The sequence below is a fragment of the Rhizobiales bacterium NRL2 genome (assembly GCA_001664005.1).
Taxonomy (GTDB): domain Bacteria; phylum Pseudomonadota; class Alphaproteobacteria; order Minwuiales; family Minwuiaceae; genus Minwuia.
This window is the reverse complement of record CP016093.1, coordinates 667851-686859: the sequence shown is the minus strand read 5'-3', so window position 1 is coordinate 686859 and position 19009 is coordinate 667851. Positions and strand designations below refer to the sequence as shown.

At 61.9% G+C, this 19009-nt stretch carries 19 protein-coding genes; 2 read left to right on the top strand and 17 right to left on the bottom strand.

Going from position 1 to position 19009, the window contains the following annotated elements:
- Positions 1 to 22: 22 nt before the first annotated feature.
- The 7 genes from TEF_03215 to TEF_03185 form a co-directional block, all read right to left on the bottom strand.
- Positions 23 to 463 (bottom strand): metal-binding protein, encoded by a 441-nt coding sequence (locus tag TEF_03215; GenBank protein ANK79912.1) that lies wholly within the window; start codon positions 461 to 463, stop codon positions 23 to 25.
- A gap of 24 nt (positions 464 to 487) precedes the next feature.
- A complete protein-coding gene (locus TEF_03210) occupies positions 488 to 1942 on the bottom strand; it encodes a copper oxidase (GenBank protein ANK79911.1) in 1455 nt (484 codons plus the stop codon).
- 130 nt (positions 1943 to 2072) lie between these two features.
- Entirely contained in the window at positions 2073 to 2411 is a 339-nt protein-coding gene (locus TEF_03205; protein ID ANK79910.1) for a hypothetical protein, read from the bottom strand.
- Positions 2412 to 2480: 69 nt separating this feature from the next.
- Positions 2481 to 3914, bottom strand: coding sequence for a mercury(II) reductase (locus tag TEF_03200; protein ANK79909.1), 1434 nt, complete (start codon positions 3912 to 3914; stop codon positions 2481 to 2483).
- The gene (locus tag TEF_03195; protein ID ANK79908.1) at positions 3914 to 4195 is read right to left on the bottom strand and encodes a hypothetical protein; all 282 of its coding nucleotides are present in this window, start codon (positions 4193 to 4195) and stop codon (positions 3914 to 3916) included. Before TEF_03195 ends, TEF_03200 begins: the two co-directional genes overlap by 1 nt.
- On the bottom strand, positions 4173 to 4517 hold the full coding sequence (locus tag TEF_03190; protein ID ANK83242.1) for a heavy metal transporter: 345 nt from the start codon (positions 4515 to 4517) through the stop codon (positions 4173 to 4175). Before TEF_03190 ends, TEF_03195 begins: the two co-directional genes overlap by 23 nt.
- 11 nt (positions 4518 to 4528) lie before the next feature.
- Positions 4529 to 4879, bottom strand: coding sequence for a mercury transporter MerT (locus tag TEF_03185; GenBank protein ANK83241.1), 351 nt, complete (start codon positions 4877 to 4879; stop codon positions 4529 to 4531).
- A gap of 126 nt (positions 4880 to 5005) precedes the next feature.
- On the opposite strand from TEF_03185, the gene TEF_03180 reads away from it, so the two are divergent.
- Positions 5006 to 5446 carry a MerR family transcriptional regulator gene (locus tag TEF_03180; protein ANK79907.1) on the top strand — a complete coding sequence of 147 codons (441 nt, stop codon included), beginning with the start codon at positions 5006 to 5008 and terminating at the stop codon, positions 5444 to 5446.
- A gap of 153 nt (positions 5447 to 5599) precedes the next feature.
- Here the strand turns inward: TEF_03180 and TEF_03175 are convergent, their stop codons facing one another.
- The 8 genes from TEF_03175 to TEF_03140 all read right to left on the bottom strand — a co-directional run bounded on the left by TEF_03175 (position 5600) and on the right by TEF_03140 (position 16442).
- On the bottom strand, positions 5600 to 6424 hold the full coding sequence (locus tag TEF_03175) for a nucleotidyltransferase (GenBank protein ID ANK79906.1): 825 nt from the start codon (positions 6422 to 6424) through the stop codon (positions 5600 to 5602).
- A 146-nt stretch (positions 6425 to 6570) separates the two neighbouring features.
- Positions 6571 to 7530 (bottom strand): hypothetical protein, encoded by a 960-nt coding sequence (locus TEF_03170; GenBank protein ID ANK79905.1) that lies wholly within the window; start codon positions 7528 to 7530, stop codon positions 6571 to 6573.
- Entirely contained in the window at positions 7527 to 8864 is a 1338-nt protein-coding gene (locus TEF_03165) for a DNA methylase N-4 (GenBank protein ANK83240.1), read from the bottom strand. Before TEF_03165 ends, TEF_03170 begins: the two co-directional genes overlap by 4 nt.
- Before the next feature lie 1668 nt (positions 8865 to 10532).
- Positions 10533 to 11237: a hypothetical protein gene (locus tag TEF_03160; GenBank protein ANK79904.1), complete on the bottom strand. Its 705-nt coding sequence runs from the start codon at positions 11235 to 11237 to the stop codon at positions 10533 to 10535.
- Positions 11237 to 14446, bottom strand: coding sequence for a restriction endonuclease subunit R (locus TEF_03155; protein ANK79903.1), 3210 nt, complete (start codon positions 14444 to 14446; stop codon positions 11237 to 11239). Before TEF_03155 ends, TEF_03160 begins: the two co-directional genes overlap by 1 nt.
- A gap of 261 nt (positions 14447 to 14707) precedes the next feature.
- Positions 14708 to 15169, bottom strand: a complete 462-nt coding sequence (locus TEF_03150; GenBank protein ID ANK79902.1) for a hypothetical protein — start codon at positions 15167 to 15169, stop codon at positions 14708 to 14710.
- Positions 15169 to 15873, bottom strand: coding sequence for a hypothetical protein (locus TEF_03145; GenBank protein ANK79901.1), 705 nt, complete (start codon positions 15871 to 15873; stop codon positions 15169 to 15171). Before TEF_03145 ends, TEF_03150 begins: the two co-directional genes overlap by 1 nt.
- The gene (locus TEF_03140; protein ID ANK79900.1) at positions 15870 to 16442 is read right to left on the bottom strand and encodes a hypothetical protein; all 573 of its coding nucleotides are present in this window, start codon (positions 16440 to 16442) and stop codon (positions 15870 to 15872) included. Before TEF_03140 ends, TEF_03145 begins: the two co-directional genes overlap by 4 nt.
- A 303-nt stretch (positions 16443 to 16745) precedes the next feature.
- On the opposite strand from TEF_03140, the gene TEF_03135 reads away from it, so the two are divergent.
- Positions 16746 to 17102: a hypothetical protein gene (locus TEF_03135; GenBank protein ID ANK79899.1), complete on the top strand. Its 357-nt coding sequence runs from the start codon at positions 16746 to 16748 to the stop codon at positions 17100 to 17102.
- On the opposite strand, the gene TEF_03130 is transcribed toward TEF_03135, so the two are convergent.
- On the bottom strand, positions 17092 to 18630 hold the full coding sequence (locus TEF_03130; protein ID ANK83239.1) for a type I restriction-modification system subunit M: 1539 nt from the start codon (positions 18628 to 18630) through the stop codon (positions 17092 to 17094). The two genes, TEF_03135 and TEF_03130, sit on opposite strands and share 11 nt — an antisense overlap.
- A gap of 56 nt (positions 18631 to 18686) precedes the next feature.
- Positions 18687 to 18992 (bottom strand): hypothetical protein, encoded by a 306-nt coding sequence (locus TEF_03125; protein ID ANK79898.1) that lies wholly within the window; start codon positions 18990 to 18992, stop codon positions 18687 to 18689.
- Between the last annotated feature and the right edge of the window lie 17 nt (positions 18993 to 19009).

Sequence of the window (19009 nt, the reverse complement as noted above, 5' to 3'; positions counted from 1 at the left end):
ATCATGGACGGTGGCATCGGCATCATTCGACAGCATAGATCCGCGGGGATTGAGAGCCGATTTCGTAGGTTGTGAAAGGCTCCGTCTTCCGGCCCGACATCCCGGGTGAACCCTGTGGCATGCCCGGCAGCGTGATCCCGACGATCTTCGGCTGCTCGCTGAGCAATCTTTCGACGCTTGCAACCGGCACATGGCCGCTGACGACATAGCCGTCAATCATCGAGAGGTGACAGCCTTCGAAATTCTCGGGAATTCCGGCCATTCGGCTGAGCTGTGCCAGTTCGTGGGTAGGCTTGACGGTGACGGTAAATCCGTTCTCGCGCAGATAGCTGGCATAACTCTCACAGCAGCCGCATTGCGGGTTCTTGTAGAGCGTTACATCGCGCGATGATTCTTCGGCATATGCCGGTGCAGTTGTCCAGATCAGCAGCCCGAACAGTGCAAGTGAAAGGTGTTTGCGCATGATTGATTTCTCCTTTGATGCAGATCAGCTAACGCGTATGACGCCCATCATTCCGGCAGCCTGATGCTCGAGAATGTGGCAATGGAACATCCAGTCGCCCGGATTGTCGGCAACCAGGGCTATGTCGACCCGCTCCCGCGGAGCCATCATCACGGTGTCCTGCCATTCACGATGGCGGGTAGGTTCGCCGCTCCGTGCGATCACCCGGAACGAGTGCCCGTGCAGATGAATCGGATGATGCCAGGCCGTGGCGTTCGTCATGGAGATGATGTGGCTTCGGTCCTGCTCGAGGGTCAGGAACGGCTCCAGCACATGACCTTCAGCAGCAACGCCGTTGACGAACCAGACGCCTGAACCGCGCATCATGTTCATCATGCCGCCGGTCCGGCCTTCACCCATGCTGCCGCCCATATCCGACATGACCATCCGCCCCATCATGCCGCCGTTGAATACGACCTCATGCCTGATGGCGGATTCGATTGAAGGCTCCGGAAGCCCGTTGGACGGCAACTCGATCGGCCAGTCTGGTGGGCTCGATCTGAGCGGCGCAGCCGCATAGGTCAGTTCCGTCAGTTGATACTCGAGCCCTTTGTAGAAGCGGTCGATGACGGCATTGCGGCTGCCGGGCCGGTCCGTCATGTCGAGAATGAGATCGACACGCATGGCCGGGCCAATGACGACCTGCCCGTTCGCCGGAGAATGCGGGCTGACCGGCTGGCCATCAAGCGCGATGACCATTGGCGCATGCCCTTCGAAATCGAGGGCAAATATCCGGGCATTGGCCGCATTGACCAGGCGCAGGCGAATTCGCTCGCCTGAGCGCACCACAAGATCACCGGGAGCGCGACCGTTGATAGTCACGGTGTTTCCCACCCTGCCATTGTGGCTCATGTCGTGTCGGTTGCCGAAGTCACCACGGATCGACCCATCCGGCCCCAGCCGCCAGTCGTCCAGCATCCAGGTCAGATCGCGATCGACCCGAACAGGATCGTGCTCTTCGATGATCAACGGGCCGTACAAGCCGCGCCCGACCTGCTCGAAGCTGCGCTGATGTGGGTGGTACCAATAGGTCCCCGCATCCACGGCATCGAATTCATACATGAACTTGCCACCGGGTTGGATGGAGGCCTGAGTCAGATAGGGCACCCCATCCATTGCATTGGGCACCCGAACTCCGTGCCAATGGACAGTGGTCGGCTCGTCAAGGTCATTGTTCACCGACACGCGAACGCGGTCACCCTGGCGAACGCGGAGTTCCTGACCTGGCACGCTGTTGTTGTAGGCCCAGACAGCTGTCTGGTCAGACGCAGCGGCGGTCAATCGGCTATGCCCCGGCGCAGCGCGCAGATCAAATTCCTTCACCGCAGCCTGCCGGGTAGTGGCCCTGAGGGATGGGGGCATGACCGCCACCCCCATGTTGGCCATGAGCAGCGACAACATGCTGCGGCGCGACAGCACCGCATCGCGAAATTGAGACATTTTCAGAAGAGTTCCCGAAGCGCGGCACCTGCGCGAACTGGGGCAGATTGCCGACATTCATCCGAACACCATCGCTCCTAGGCCAACGGTGCGTGAAAGACAGCCTGGCCGGATCGAAATCCGACTGGTGTCAGTTCAGGATGATTGCCTTCGGAGGGAACGGGTCGGGTGATGCCTGTCGACCGATTGAAAAATCAGGGACATCAAGAAATGCGACGCGGTGCATCGAGGGAATGTCTGATTCAGTCGCGGCAAACGCTATCATGTGGGAAGTGAAGCACATTTCACCGCACGACATCGTTGACGGACCGTCAACATCACAATCACCGCACTCGACCATGCCTGCGTGAACATCGGCGGTCGCCAGCATCTGCATTTTCATGCTGCCTGCAGCCGATACATTGGCAAAGGCAGCTGTGCCGAAGGCGGCAAGCAGGGCAAGAACCAGAATATGCGCCGTGATTTTCATGCGTCGATCTTTACCTGCAACATTGGCAGGTGTCCATTCACAACCCGAGGAACAGCGAGAGCGTTCTGCTTAACCAGCACAGCAGGACAGCCTTGCAATATCCTTGTCGAAGGTCTGTGCGGCCAGCTTCAGCCCTTCTACAGTCGTCAGGTACGGGAATATCGTGTCAGCGAGATCAGCTACCGTCATGCCAAAGCGGATGGCCAGCATTGCCGTCTGGATGCTGTCGCTTCCCTCGGGAGCCAGGATGTGCGCCCCCAGAATCCGGTTCGTTCCGGCTTCGGCAACGAGCTTGATCAGGCCGCGTGTGTCCCGTGCAGCCAGCGCCCTGGGCAAGTATTCAAGAGGCAGCAGCGACGTGCGAACCTTTAGCCCCTTTGACATGGCGGCTTGTTCCGTGAGACCGACGCTCGCTACTTGCGGATCGGTGAACACGACCGAAGGCATCGTTGTCGCATCGTAGCGCCGCGCCGCGCCGTTCACTGCATTCTCTGCGGCCAGCTTTGCACCATAAGCGGCCATGTAGACAAACTGGTCGCGCCCCGTCACATCGCCCGCCGCATAGATGCCCGCAACTGAACTCTGCATCAGATCATCCACGGCTATGCCGCCATTGCTCTCCTGCCTTATCCCGCGTTCCTTCAGTCCAAGCCCGTCGGTATTGGGTCGACGGCCGGTTGCGACAAGCACCCGCTCAGCGTTCAGTTCGACAAGGTCGCCGCCCCTGTCCACGCGCAAGGTCACGCCATCCCTTGATACCGCGATGTTCCTGTAGCTCCCTCCTTGCTGCACGATGATTCCTTCATCCCGGAAATACCCCGACAAGGCTGCGCCGATCTCTGGCTCGGCTTCGGGCAACAGGCGACTTCGGCAGACAATTGTGACGCGCACGCCCGCACGGGCGAACATCTGTGCGATCTCCGCACCGACATAGCCGCCGCCAATGACCAGCAGGGATGCAGGTAGGTCTGGCAGTTCAAGGGCCGTTGTACTGGTGAGGTAGGGAACGTCGCCAAGACCAGAAATCTCCGGGATCAATGGTTGCGATCCCGTCGCAATGATGGTCCGGGCAGCCCGAATGAACCTGCCGCTGACCTCTACCCCGCCTTCGACAATGCGGGCCGGGCCTTCGAGATAGTTGACGCCTTCATAGGCCGGAAGCAGGTCCGCGTATTTGGCCTGCCGCAACTCCTCCACCAGATCGTCTTTCTGTCGGATAACCGCCGACCAGTCCTTGATCACCGCCTTGCCTTCGATCCCGGCAAAGCGGCCGAGGTTTGCGCCGTACAAGCCTTCCATGGCGCGGATCAGGGTCTTTGAGGGAACACAGCCGACATTCACGCATGTGCCGCCAAGGGTTCCGTGCCCAACGAGGGCAACGCGCGCGCCGGCATCCGCCGCAGTGATTGCGGCTGAAAATCCGGCCGACCCCGCCCCGACAACAACCAGATCATAGCCTGCGCCCGCGGCGCGTGACGGGTCCATATTGACGATATTGTTCATCAGCGTTCCTGTCGTCTTTCCTGCGCATTGTCTGTCTCGCAGCACTCATCATTCTGTCGCTTGCTTCTGCGCCAGAGGGCATAGACCGTGATGGCCATAAAGATCGCGAAGGCTGGGAGCAGCACATAGTCCAGCCAGCCCAGCCAGGCCGACAATCCGGTCACACCAAGCAGGATGACCAGCACTGGCGTGAAGCAGCAGAGTGCGGCAACCACTGTCCCGCCAATCCCGGTCCTCAGTATCGTGCGATCATTTATTTCAGCTGCCTTCGGGAACCGCATTTGCCGGATACCCGGCATTGGTCGAAGCCCGGGCAATCTGATCCGGTGTCGTGATCGCCGGATCGAAGACCACCGCTGCGGTCTTTGTGTCGAGATCGATCTGCACTGACTCCACCCCTTCGACAGCTTCCATCGCCGTCCGAACCGTGATCAGGCAGAGCGCACAGGTCATTTTCTGGACCGCAAAGGTCCGCGTCTGCTGCGCAACAGAGGCGCTTTCAGCGGCGTTCGCCGTCATCGCGTTGGACAGAACATGGGATCCCCCCAATCCGACGGCACCTATCGATGCCAATGCAACAAGAACAGCGGCAGTTCGTTTCATCATCATTGCTCCTAATAAAACAGGGGGGCCCAGTAATTGATCGTCGCGGCCAGCAGCACGATGGCTGTTGCCAGCCACAGGAGCGTCCTGGAAATCCGTCCCGAAGCCGGGCTTGCGCAATAGGACCCCGCCGCGCACGCCCGCCTTGGTCGGATGTAGACGTGCCAGAACCCGGCCCCGAGCATCAGGAGGGTTACGGCCACGAAATACGGCTTGTAGGGTTCAAGCGCGGTGAGATTGCTCATCCACGCGCCGCTGATCCCGAGCGTCACAAATGCCAAGGGCACGATGCAGCACGACGAAGCGAGAAGGGCGCCGAGCAACCCCGCACCGGCCAGCAGGCCGCTGCGGCGACTCTCTATATCAGAGACTGTTCCGTCGGCCCCGTCAGACGGGGTATCGTGCGGTGTGGCGGGCATTTCTTGCTCTCTCGTTGTAGAATTCATAGCCGGATGGTAGGGTCTGTAGTCCCTACAGGCTCAAGAGAAATGTTGAACAAACCCGACGACCCTCTCGATCATGTGACCCGGAACGGCCTGGCACAGGCCGCCGGGACAAATATCGAAACCATTCGCTATTATGAGAAGATCGGCCTGATGCCGGAACCGAGGCGTGCCGAAAATGGATATCGTCTGTACGGCCAGGACGCACACAGAAGGCTCAAGTTCATCCTGCGAGGTCGTGAGCTGGGATTTACCATTGAAGAGCTGAAGGGGTTGCTGAGCCTCGTCGACGGCGGCGATTACAGCTGCGGTCAGGTTCACGCAATGACGGTCGAACACCTGGGTAACATTCGTGCCAAGATCGGTGATCTGATGCGACTGGAGCAGACACTCGCGGACATGTCGACTCAGTGTGAGGGTGGCGAAGTCCCTGATTGTCCAATCATCGACAAGCTATTCGCGAATATCGAAATCGGCAGTGGTTGATCCGGATCAGACTGCGTTTTCCTGTCGAAGTTCGCCGGCATCAAAACCGCGACAGGTCCATTTCATGTCAGCCATTGCAATCGCGGAAGCCGCCATATACCGGATATGATCAATGAGTCCTGAGCCTTGGTGGACCGTGACCCAAGACGCTGCTTAGCTGTCCCCGCTATTCACCCACCTCTGGAAGAACGCATCCGCCAGTCTGACCGCCTCGTCTCCTGGCCGCGTTGCCGGTTCCGGCCAGCGCTGCCGCGCTTGCCCGAACTCCGCGTCGATCAGGGCGCCAATCTCCCGTGGCATCCTTCCGTGCCCCATCTCGCGTGTCTCCGCCTTGCGGGCGAGCAGATCGTCGATGATCGCGGTGCTGTCCGCAGAGACATCGCTCTCCGCCACCAGGGTCCGGAACGCCATGGGCACGATCGCCCTGTCCGGATGCAGCCGCATCCAACGCAAGGCAAGGGCCGGGCGCAGGACATAGAACAGCTTCTTCAGCCGGACCTCTGATCCGTCGGCAAAGGCGGTCTCCCGTTGCCGTTCCCCCAGATGCAGGTAATGCATCGCGATGGCAGCTGGTTGTACCACCTGGTCGGCCAGGGCCAGCGCCTCAGCCCGGAAGTCCGCCTCCCCGCGATAGACAAAGGGCGACATCAGCCATTCCAGCACCACGGCATTGCCCTTCAGCAGCAGCTTCAGCATCTTGGCGAGGTCCCAGCCATTCACGTCGTAGATCGCATCCGGCGGATACTCGATGACATCGCGCGGCGGATAGAGGCTCAGATAATCGGATTGCGGGCGGACATGGATGAAGCGGCAGTCGTAGTCACTGTCCGGCGATGGAAAACCCCATCCCCGGCTGCCGCTCTCGATGGCCAGCAGAATGCGGACACCATGGTTCGCCTCGACCTCGTGCAGCTTTGCGTCGATTCCGGCGACGACCACCGGGTCGAAGCCCGGGCCCAGTTGGCGCAGCTGTGCCATCGGAAAGTTCCTTGTCTCTTCTCGTGGATGAATGCCAACTACAACACCGGGAATGACTTGGTCGCCCCCGGAAGTCCAGCCGGGTTCGGATCTCTCAGCATTTCGGCCTGTCAATCTACCCGACCTTTCCTCCAGACCGGGTGCCGTCAGCCCTCCTTCTCCTTTGGCCAGAGTTGTTCACCTAGCCGTTGCGAAGTCCGATCGACCAGGGCCCGTTGGGCTTCACTCAGCGTTGATGGCGGACGTTCGCGTTCGAGCCGCGCCATCTCCCTTTCGATCCGTGCCTTCAACTTTTTGCGGTCCTCGGCCATGAAGCCCATGAACACCGAGACTTCCTCGACCTCGCTCCACTGGAAGCGGCGGGGTAGGAGGTGGTCCATGAGTTGGGCAAACACCATCGCCGTGGGGACATTGCTCTTGTCTCCTGCTTCGGTTCTCGGGCGTTGTTTCTCGCTGAGCGCGGCCTGCATCATGCAGAGATCGCGCAGATCGGCCGTGTACGCGCAGTCGCGGAGATCCTCGCGGGTCTCGGGGCCATGGATCTCCGCATCGCTGGTCCGGTAGTTGAGCACGATATCTTCCGGATGCGGCAGCAGGTCAGGCGGTGGCAGGCCCCGCTTCTGATGTTCGGCTATCTTCGCCTCGCCCTCGGCCTTCAGCTTCTCCAGACGCAAGAACCGTTTCAGGCGTAACTCAAGATACTGCTCCTCCTTCCGGTCCATGAGCTCGATGACAAAGCGCTGAGACAGGCGGTTGCCCTTGAGCGCGGACATGATCGATGAGCGAACCACCGCCTGTGTGGCCGGAAGCTGGACCTCCTGGCCGTTCTCCCGGAACGTCAGCAGACGATAGGCTTCCTGTTCGAGGAAGGTGTCGGCAGGCGCATCCGCCAGATGAATGGGTTCCGGCTTGGGCTTCTTCGGTCGTCCTCGTGGATTGCCGGACTGGCCCTTTTTGAACCGCGTTGACCGTGGCGGCTTGCGGAAGCCTACCTCGTAATCGTCACCGTCGTCGCGATGAGCATCGGTATTCGTGCGGTCGTCGTGATTCGCAGCGCTGGCTCGTCGGCGCGGTTGTCCGCTGCCACCGTCCTGACCGCCGCTCATTTGGCGATCTCCCCGTTGGCAGGGCCGAATGCCCCTGGCTCGACCCCGGCAAGGCGTTCCTCCTCGACATCCTCGAAACGCTCACCCGATGCCGCGAGCGTGGCGTGCTTGCCGGTAAGGCGTTCCCAACGCCGCACGATGGTATCGCAATAAGCCGGATCGAACTCCAGCAGCCGTGCCTGGCGGCCAACCTGCTCCGCTGCGATCAGGGTCGTGCCCGAACCGCCAAAGCCGTCGAGCACGATGTCACCCCGCTTCGAGCAGTCCCGGATCGCATCCGCCACCAGGGCGACCGGCTTGACCGTCGGGTGCATGGCCAGATCCGTGTCCCGGCTGGCACCAAAGCTGTTGATGCCGGCATAGTCCCAGACATTGGTCCGGTAGCGACCCGTCTCGCCGAGACCGAAGCTGTTCACATGCGGACCCGTCCCCACCTTGAAGACAAAGACCAGCTCATGCTTGGAGCGATAGAAGCTCCCCATGCCGCCATTGGTCTTGTTCCAGACGCAGAGGTTCTTCAGTTCCGAGAAGACCGTGCGGCCTGCCGCGAGCAACTCCCCCATGTGCCGCCAGTCCATGCAGACGAAGGCGATGGCGCCGTCGCGACAGCGATCCGCCGCCGCTCCCAGGGTCTCGGTCAGGAAGGTGGTGAAGGCGTCCTCCGACATCTCGCCCGAGGCGAAGGCAAACTCCCGGTGGCGCACCTTGCCAAGTCCGGAGACATGGCCGTCGATCGCTACATTGTAGGGCGGATCGGTGAAGACCAGATCGACCTGCTCCTGTTCCAGCAGCAGATCGTAGTCGGCAGATGAGCGGGCATCACCGCAGAGCAGTCGATGGCGTCCGCAGCGCCAGAGATCGCCCTGCCGGCTGATCGCTGTCTGCGGCAGCGGCGGGATCTCGTCCTCCGGTGCCGCCGGGCCCGGTGTCTCCCGTTCGCTTGCCGCATCGAGGGTAAAATCGATCTCCGCGAGCGAGAAGCCGGTCAGTTCCACATCGAAGTCGAGATCGATCAGTCCCTGCAGTTCGATCGCCAGCAGGTCCTGGTCCCAGCCCGCATTCAGGGCGAGCTTGTTGTCGGCCAGGATGTAGGCCCTGCGTTCGGCTTCGCTCATGTGCGAAAGACGCACGGTCGGCACCTCCGTCATGCCGAGCGATCGTGCCGCCAGCACGCGGCCATGGCCGGCGATGATGGTGTCATCGTCGGCGATCAGCACCGGGTTGGTGAAGCCGAAGCGATCGATGCTGTCAGCGATCTGGCGGATCTGCCGTCTCGAGTGGGTCCGGGCATTGCCCTCATAGGGGCGCAGCGCATCAATGCGGCGCTCGGTGATCGTGGATACGACCCGTTCCGGGCTTCTGCTCCGGGTTCGGTCGGTCTGCTTCGTACCGCCTGCGCGGCGCTGGTTTCTGGAGCTCATTCTCAGATTCTCCGACATGGTGTTGGTTTGCTCAGGGACACGAATGATCACGTTCTGTTCCCATCGCGCCCTTCATCCACGCATTCGCGATCCTTGCGGGAATGTCAAAGCGTTCTGCGGTAAAACCTGTGGGAGAACCCGTCTCGGAAGCCCCGATTTCAAAACGCTCGAAGCCGGCAGCGTTTTAATGGCCCAAAACAGGCGTTCAAAAGGCGTTTTAGAGCGTTCAAGCGTTTTAGGAGCGTTCAGAAAACCTCCACCGATTTCTTGGGCGGTGGGGATGATCGGGGTCGAAATCGGGGCCAATACCGCCAACGAGATGCAGGCATCAGGTGCGGAACCGGCGAATCATCGCGCGAATCAGTCTCTCTCGGGACCATGCAGACGGGGCGGAAGTGATCGGCTGGGTGCCCTATCCGGACCGGATTGCGCTCCTCAACGAACGACACCGCCTTTCGACGGGAGACATCCATCATCTCTCGCGGCAGAGCAAGCATTCGGCGCTTATGTCGATTGCAGCAGGGGCACATGGAGCGTCACGGATGGTCGAGTGCCTGCGGGGATCCTAGGGGGAGGCTCGCAGCACAGAACCGCCATACGCCGGTTGCGGAAGACCTTGCGTGCCGCTCCTGCAGGCCGTCCCGGGTCTGTCCCACAATGCGGCCATTCCGTCCCGCGTCATTCGATTCCCATCCCAGCTTGGCGCCACCCTGTCCCATCATCGTCCCGGTAAGGTGCGAATCCGTCCCGGTTTACTCGCGTTTCGTCCCACTATCGTCCCGCTAACCCGCAATCCCGTCCCGCTTCAGGTGCGTCCCGTCCCGCATTGCGAAGCCCCCGGCGTCTGTTCGACCATGTCTGGTGGCTGCCCACTCCGGTGCGCAGCGTCTGTTGTCCCCATGCAAGGTGCGCCCGGACCTGGCCTGTCGAGTGCGCAGTTGCAATGTCCGCGGAAGCCGGTGTTGCTGCGGGCCAGGCGTGCATGGCGTTGTCCAAGGCAGTGGCCCGAGGCGCCCCTGGAGCCGCGGACTGATGCCAGTTCCCTGGGGGTTCGCTGCTCTTCGTAGCGGGGTTCCCTGCAAGCCAATCCAGATTCCCTGCTGGCGGATTCCAGCACCCTGTTCCGGCAATTGAATTCCCTGTTATTAGTCACAGGGAATTCGGGCGGAAAGAGGCAGGAATTCAGGGGGTTATAGCAGCGGAAAGCGCTTCTCCACGGCCGAAAATGCCGAAAATTCCCTGTTCTTCCCTGTAAACAGGCACACGGCACCCGGAGAACGGTTCGCAATGGACTACATGGACCGCCATTTCTACCCGGTCGAACGTTCTCCGCGCCAGAGATCGCGCGGAACTTCCCGAGGAACCGCGCCATTCGGCGCGTGACCTCTGGACTGCCTTCTGCCGTCGCAGGCCACGTCGGCGTTCTCTCTCCGCTGTTTTCTCTCGACCTCTGGACTGCGGCCTGGTTCGTACAGTCCGGAGAGTTTTGAAATCAAAGGAGAAAATCAACGGGCTTGCGGCCCCGGTTCGAGGCATTGTCGGCAGCCGGAGACCACATCGATCCAACTCCACCAACGGGCTTCAGATCATCGACCTTTCCAAGAGATCCTTGCGGCGCTCCCAGTCGGGCATCAAGCGGTTAAGGAGTCGGAAGAACCGCGGCGAATGGTTCGGCTCGACGACGTGGCAGAGTTCGTGGACGATCACGTAGTCGATGCAGTCGCGCCGCGCCGCGATAAGCATGTCATTCAGTAGGATGCGGCCCGACGACGTATGACTGCCCCAACGCTTCTTCATGGGGCAGATCATCAACGGAGGCGGTTCGATCCCCAGGGCCGCCATGGTGGGGCGGGCTTCGTCGTAGCGCTCCTTGAGCACTTCCCGCGCGCGCTGGCGCATCCAGCGGCGAACTAGCACCCGGGTCCAGTCGCGATCGTCCGGAAACCGCGTCTCGACCACGAGCCGGCCGGACCGGATTAGAACCCGATCCTTTTCGGCGCCATCGATCTTCAGGCGGTATTGCCGGCCCAGATAGCGATGAGTCTCTCCGCCGACGAACTGCCGTGGGGGCGTCCTCGGCCGAAACTCCGCGAACCGCCTCTGCTGGCGCAGGATCCAGCACGCCCGCCGTCTGACACGCTCGTCGATCTCGTCCGGAGACGCCTCTTCCGGGGCAGTGACAGTGACGGCGCCATCTGGCAGTACCGAGATCGAAAGAGACGAGCGCGGACTTCGGGTAAGAGTGTATTCGATGACCGCGCTGCCATAGTTCGTCGACCTGATCATCACGCTGCCTGGCGGCGAGCGACCATCAACAGGCGATCGATGAGGGCGTCGATCGCCTCCGGCGAAATCGGTACGTTGTGCTCGCCCCGGATCACATCAAAGATGTAGTCGTCGATGTCGTTCTTCATGGCGTTCTCGACGTCCGGATCCTGAGCCCAGTCCACACGCCGATGGCTGTTGATGATGCCGACCAGGTGAGCGGCGGCTTCTGCGCTCAATGTTTCGGTGTCGGCCTCGCCGGAGCCCTGGAGGTCAGACAAAGCTTCGCGAAGGCAACCGTAGAAGGCTCGCCCGAGCGGATCGTCCCTGACGGGCTCGGGAATGTCGGTTGTGTCCCGTCGCACCATCTGGTCACGGATCTCGCGGACACGCTTGAGGTACTCGAGGTCGGAGATGCTCTTGGCCCGAAAATCCTCGATCGCTTGCCGGATCAGCTCCGAGAACCGCTTGTAGTACGTCGGATCCTCTTCCCATCGCTCGTCGATGGTCCGCTTCGTGGCATGGGCGATGGAGTCCGCCCGGCTTGCCGCCGATGCGTTGGAGTTCAGAACCTCGGCAAACGCATCTTCATCGAAGATGTTGATGAGGTCGGTCATCGGCCGGACGTCGTCCGCGACGACGTAGGTATCGAGCAGCTTTTCGATCCGCTTGCGGTACTGGCCGTAGTCCACCGCATCCTGATAGCGTGTTCTCACGGCGCGGCGCAGGTTCTCGAAACGGCGAAGGTCGTCACGATAGCCGGCGATGCGACGTTGGTTCGAGGGCTCGTTCGCGAACTCGTGGCTTGACAGCGCGATGGCCAGCGTCCTGGAGAAGGCATTGAGACGGTCGTAGAACTCGTCGCGCCGAGCCTCGTCGGCCAGATGCTGCTCCAGCGCCTCCTCATCTGCCGTGTTTGCGACGCCCCTGAAGACGTCCCACAATTCCGAGTGCCGTTGGCCGAGCTTCTCGATCTCGGTGTTGATCGACGTGACCGTCCCAGCGAGGTCGGCCTCATCGAAGCCTTCGAGCGCCGAGTAGCTCGACAGGGCCTGGTTTAGCTCGCCGAGAACGCTGCAATAGTCGACGATGTAACCGTAGTCCTTGCCTTCCGCGACCCGGTTCACCCGTGCGATCGCCTGCAACAGATTGTGCTCGGTGAGCGGACGCGCCAGGTAGAGGACGGTGTTGCGGGGAGCGTCGAAGCCGGTCAGCAGCTTCGAGACCACGATCAGGATCTCTGGATCCTCCCGTTTCTTGAAAGCCTCGATGATGCGCGAGTTGTAGGTCGCCTCGTCGCCGTAGCGGTCCATCGCGGTCTTCCAGAACCGCTTGACTTCGTCCGACGAGGCCTCGTCGATCCGCTCTTCGCCTTCGCGGTCGTCGGGCGCCGAGATGATGACTTCGGAGGTGACCACGCCCAGCTCGTCCAGTGCGCGCTTGTAGAGGATGGCGGACCGCTTGGAAGGCGTGACCAGCTGTCCCTTGAACCCGGTCCCCTTCCAGGTGCGGCGGAAATGCTCCGACACGTCGAACGCGATAAGCGCGATGGTCTGCTCCGTCTGGAACAGCCGCGCCGTCCTGGCGTATTTCCGCTTGAGGTCCGCCTTCTGGTCCTCGGAGAGGCCGGCGCACACGCGCTCGAACCAGGCGTCGATGGCGGTCTCGTCGACGCGCTGCTCGACATGACGGCCTTCGTACAGGAGCGGCACGACCGCCTTGTCCTTGACCGCCTGGTCGATCGCGTAGACGTCGATGATGCCCCCGAACTTGGCGGCGGTGTTCTTCTCGGTCTTGAGAATCGGCGTGCCGGTGAAGCCCAGATAGCAGGCGTTGGGAAAGATCTTCCGCATCCGGGAATGCAGCCGGCCGTACTGCCCGCGATGGCTCTCGTCGACCAGCAGGAAGACGTCCTCCGACGGGTCGGAGAAGTCGCGGACGTTCAGGGCCGTGTCGAACTTGTTGATGAGGGTGGTGACCACCGCCCGTTTTTCCGTTGCCACGAGATCGAGCAGGTTCCGGCCCGTGGTGGCACGCTTGGGCTCAAGGCCGCATGCCTTGAAGGTGCCTTCGAGCTGTTCGTCCAGATCAATCCGGTCAGTCACCAGGACGATGCGAGGATCGGGGATCGACGGTTCGAGGCCGAGGGCGCGCGCCAGCATGACCATCGTCAGCGATTTGCCCGAGCCCTGGGTGTGCCAGATCACGCCGCCGCGCCGCCGTCCTTCCTCATCGCGTTCGCCGGTCACGCGGCGAAGGATCTTCCGCACGGCGAAAAACTGCTGGTATCGCGCGATCTTCTTCTCGCCGGCATCGGACAGCGTGAAACGGCGCGCCAGATCGAGCAGACGTTCCGGGCGGGCGAGCGCCCACAACACGCGGTCCTGTTCGGTGACGAGCCTATCACCCTGTCCGAAACGCGCGTCGTAGGAGGCACGGTCCTCGCGGAAGCCGTCGGCGAAGGTCTGGCGGTTCTGATCGGCATCGAGCGGCGCGTTGATCGCGGCCAGGACGTCGGCCTCGCGGTCCTCCAACTCGGCCCATTTCGACCAGAAGGATGCCGCAGTTCCGACGGTGCCGTAGCGAACATCGTTCTTACTGGTCGCAACGAGGAGCTGGACCGTCCGGAAGAGGCCCGGAATCTCCCCGTCCTGCTGGTTGCGGATGTGCTGCGAAACCGCCTGATCCACACCTGTCGATGGGCCCTTGCACTCGATCACGGCGAAGGGAATGCCGTTTACGAACAGCACAAGGTCCGGACGCCGCATATCTGTCGTGTGCTCGCGCTCGACATCGAACTCGGCGCAGACATGGAACACGTTTGCCGACGGATCTGCCCAGTCGACGAACTTGACCTGGAACGCCCGCGTGATCCCGTCCACCGTCTGCTCCACCGCCGTGCCCAGGAGCAGCAGGTCCGTCAGCTCCTCGTTGATGCGGAGCAGGCCGGACGGGCGCGGCCGCTTCAGCCGCTCGATCGCCTCGGCAAGCCCGTTCTCCGTAAACGGATAGGACTGGCCGCGGAGTTCCACCCGGTTGATGCGCGCAAGGCTCTCCTTCAGGATGCCGTCGAGGTAGACGTTGGCGCGCTTGCCGCCCCGCTCGCGCTCCGCCTCCTCGCGTGTGAGCAGCCGCCAGCGGGGCTCCATCTTCTGGAGCAGGTGCAGTGCCGGAAGCTGCGACAGGTGCTTTTCGGTATCCTGGATACGGGGGTTCGGTGCCTTGGTCATTGGCAGGCTCCCGATCGGCTCGGATTCGCCAGATGAACCCGATGGCCGGAAAAATGATGTTTCAGTTCAAAGGCTTGAGCCGGTCCGATGGAATGGGTCCTACAGGCCTCGCCCTTGGACCGGGTCACCCGTCCATCAACAAATCCTTGACATTCGGGCGCTAAGCTCGCACGTATATCCGTGAGTTCACTGCCTAGCGGCTTTGAACCAATCGAGGCTTCGGGCGCTGAGCCAGCATGGCAAATCAGCGCCCAATTTCTTTCAGCGCAGCGCATTCAGGCAGGCCTCCCTTGTCCAGAGGGGCGAGGTGCGGATCTTGCCGATGCTGTTGTCCGCCTGGAAACAGGTGATGAAGTTCGCCCTCAGCGCCCCGGCCCGATTCAGGCCCAGCGCCAGAACCACCACGAAATCCTCATAGAGAAGATCGACCCTCCGCGCCGCGTCGTAGCTCCGCGTCCTGGCAACCCATCCCTGGTAACGGACCGCAGCCGGATCGGTCAGCGTGGCGCCGATCCAGTTCATGCGCTCAGCCCGCACCCACGAGAAGGCGTCCTTGGCGCCGTCGCGGCTGGTGCTCTCGTAGAAAGCGTGGTCGAACTGGTTCTGCCGGAAGAAGACGCGAATGCCGTCGTGCGTCTCAATCACTCCACGGCAATAGGTGCCCACGAAATGCTGTCGATAGGCGGCCTCGTCGGGCAGCTGGAGAAGCGGCGGCAACGGCATCACCAGCCCCCGTCCAGCCGGATTCTAAAGACGTTGAACTTCTCCTCGGTTCGGCGCGTGGGTCCGATGCGGCCGTGGATATTAAGCCGCTCTTCCAGCTTCCTGACGACGGCCTCCTTGGCCGTGCCTTGTCCGAGCGTGTCATTCAGCCGACTGCTCGCCGCCCCCAGCAGCACATCGCAAAGCTGAAGGAGGACCACCTCCGGCGACGGCAGAGACTGGATGTCGGCGATCGTGGCGGAGAGGTTCGAGTAGTGCAGGCAGCGTTGCAGGTCATGCAGACGCTTCCGGTCCCGGTTGGTCTTCAGGTCGCAGAAAATGCGGTACTCGTTGAAGTCCAGGATCCAGTGGTGCAGGAGCTGGTAGTAGAACTTGTAGAAGCCCAGTTCGCCGTCGTTGCCGTGCAGGGCGAGATTGACCTGCTCGCGATCGACGGCGATGCAGCGGAAGCGCATGTCCATGCCGAAGGACATGAAGACGTCGACCAGACCCTCGTAGAAGGCCTGCTTCGACGGCGAGATCTTCGTCCACTTCATCTCGCCCCACACCGCATGGTCTGCCCGCAGCGCGGCGATTCTGGCCTTGGCCTCGTCGCGCATCTCAGCGGGCAGCCACAGACTGCCGATCATCAGGTATCGGGCGCGCGGGCGCTGGGAGGTAAAGAGATCCGGAAGAGCCTCGTCGCAGTAGACCTCGAACTTCATGACGCTGCCTCCGCCTGTGGCACCCGGAGGCGCCCTGTCAGCAGCTCGGTCGCGAGCGCGTCGCGCTGCCTGGCGAGCGCTGCCCGCTCGGCCTCGAGGGCGGTGATTTCCCGCTCCGCATCATCGAGCACTTCGACGATGGCGCGCTGTTCATCGAGCGGCGGCAGATGGAATTCGAATTCGGCCAGGCTCGCATAGTAGATGCGGACGCGGACGCTGCCGTTTCCGGCGATGGTCATGAAATCGGCCCATGCCTTCGTCCGACGCAGGTGGTTGAGGAAGCGCGGATGAAGCCGGTTTTCCTTGCAGGCGAACACGACATAGTCGGGACTGACGATGACGTCGCCCTCGTGCTCCGACATGGCGATGGAGCCGATGTTGATGCGCATCGGGTTGTAGGCGAAGCCGTTGGGCGGCAGGACGAGGTAGCGGCTGATATTCTCCGCGACGACATGCTCGCGCATGGGAACGATGCCTTCGGCCTTTGTCACGCCCATGACTAGGTCTCGGCCGTAGCGGTCGCCATTGCGACCGGTCAGCTGCGTGGTCACCTCGGAGAGCGTGGTCATGGGCCAAGAGGAGTTTCTGCTACCAAGCCTATGAGCGCCGTGAATGAGGCGCTCGCGGATCGACGACAGCAGCTTCTCTTTGCGGTCGATCTGTCGGGACAGCCGATCCAACGTTGAATCCCATGTGGATTGGATCGCCGCTATGCGACGCTGAACCTCTATCGGAGGAACCGGCAGTTCAAAATCGAGTATGTCCTGAAAAATTAGACTCGGTTGAACGCCGACTTTCGTGGCGGCTGCTACCTGGCGACGCCCCTCTATAGAGCGGAGGAAAAGTAGAACAAATGCAGGATCGGCCTTGTTTTGATCAATAGCGAGTCGTGCATTCGTCTGGCTAATGTTCGCTCCATCGAGGAAATCCGGAACGATGGCACAAGAGCCTACGTCTCCCTTGATCGTGATTACGATGTCACCCGGGCGCAAACGCGCACGTGCAAAGCGACGCTCGACGTGTGGAGCCACACGACGATATTCGTCGAGCGGACGCCATCCGCTAGCAAAGTCGCCGCCGCGGACCAGAGGAATACCCTCCGGATCGTGTTCACCGGGCTGGACGACGCCATAGGTTATTGGTCGCAGAGTATCGACAACCGAGGCGATGCGCTGAACTCGCCACCCCTTTTCGAGATGCGACGGGACAACTTCGCACTTAGACATTGAGCCCCAGCTCCTTCAGATGCTCCCGCATCTTTGCGCGCAGGCTCGTGAGCTCCTCCTCCAGGGTGTCGATTTCCTTCTGCACCTCCGCGATATCGACTTCCTCTGCCGGCTCGAACGTGTCGACGTAACGGGGAATGTTGAGGTTGAAGCCGTTCTCCTTCACCTCGTCGACCGGAACGGCGCGGGCATAGCGCTCCACGTCCTCCCGCGTGGCCAGCGCCGAGATGATGCGGTCGACATGGCTGTCTAGAAGCTGGTTCTGGTTCTTGCCTTGCTGGAAATCCCGGCTCGCGTCGATGAAGTAGATGTCGTGCCGGTCCGCCAGTGCGCCGCCCTTCTCGCGCCGCCGGTCGAACAACAGCACCGCGACGGGGATGGTGGTGGTCTGGAAAAGGTTCGCCGGCAGGCCGATGACGGCGTCGAGCAGGTTCTCCTCGATCACCGCCTTGCGGATGATGCCTTCCTTGCCGGCCCGGAACAGCACCCCGTGCGGGACGACCACCGCGACGCGACCCTCCTGCGTTTTCGCGGCCTCGATCATGTGGGTGATGAAGGCCCAGTCGCCCTTGGACTTCGGCGGCACGCCGCGCCAGAAGCGGCCGAATCGATCGTTCTCGGCATTCTCGGCGCCCCACTTGTCCAGGCTGAACGGCGGGTTGGCGACGACGACGTCGAACTTCGTGAGACTGGCGCCGTCGACGAGTTTCGGGTCGTTGAGCGTATCGCCCCATTCCAGCCGGGCGCCATCGATGCCGTGCAGGAACATGTTGAGGCGCGCCAGACCCCAGGTGCCGCGGTTCACCTCCTGCCCGAACAGGGCGAAGTCCCGCGAGCCGACCTCTTCCGCGGCCTTGATCAGCAGGGAGCCCGAGCCGCAGGCGGGGTCGCAGATGCGGTCGCCCGGCTGCGGGGCAGCGATCCTGGCCAGCACGCGGGCGACCTGACGCGGTGTGTAAAACTCGCCGGCCTTCTTGCCCGCCTCCGAGCCGAAGCGTTCGATCAGATAGATGTAGGCCTCGCCGATGACGTCCTCGGCGGTCTTGTGGTCCGCGCCGTCGCCGACCACGCGGGAGGGGCGTAGATCGAGCTTCGCAAAGTCCTCGATCAGCGACTTGAGGCGCCGATTGCGGTTCCTGGTGTCGCCGAGCTTCGTCTCGCTGTTGAACATGACGTCGGCGAAGGCGTCGCCGATCTTGGTCTTGTTCCGCTCGGCGATGGCGTCCAGCGCCTGGTCGATCAGCTCGCCAATGTTGTCGGCATTGCGCTGGCGAAAGAGGTCGTCGAAGCTCGCGCCCTTCGGGATGACGAAACGCTCCCGCGCCATCTTCCGCTCGACGCGAAGCTGATCGCCCTTATAGCGCTGGTCCGCTTCCTGGTAGTGCTCCTTCCAGACGTCGCTCACGTACTTGTAGAACAGGAAGACGAGGATGAAGTCCTTGTATTCCGAAGCGTCGATCACGCCGCGGAAGGTGTCGCATGCCGCCCAGGCGATCCGCTTGACGTCGTCGAGGGTGGTTCTGTCTGCCATGGTTTTCTCCTTGGGATGGGGCGGGCGCCTGCGCGCCCGCCCGTCCTCGATTGCTGTCAGCGTACGCCGCACACCGGGCTGAACTGCGCCCGGAGCTCCCGCTCGATCCGCATCCGCGCCGCCTCGTCGCAGTAGAGCGCCGCGACCGCGAGAGTACCGTGGTTGTTGTGCCTCCACTGATCCCGTCGGTCGTGGTTGGCCACACGGTCCTGGATCCAGCCGGCCTCGCCGATGTCGATCACCGTGTAGCGGTCCGCGTCGGTCCGCCGGCTGAGGATCGCATAGACGCCGGAATTGTTGCGAAGGTCGGCCGTGTTGCCGAAGGGGCCCTCGAAGCTGTAGTTGCCGATCGTGATGGACATGCGTAGATTGCCTTTCG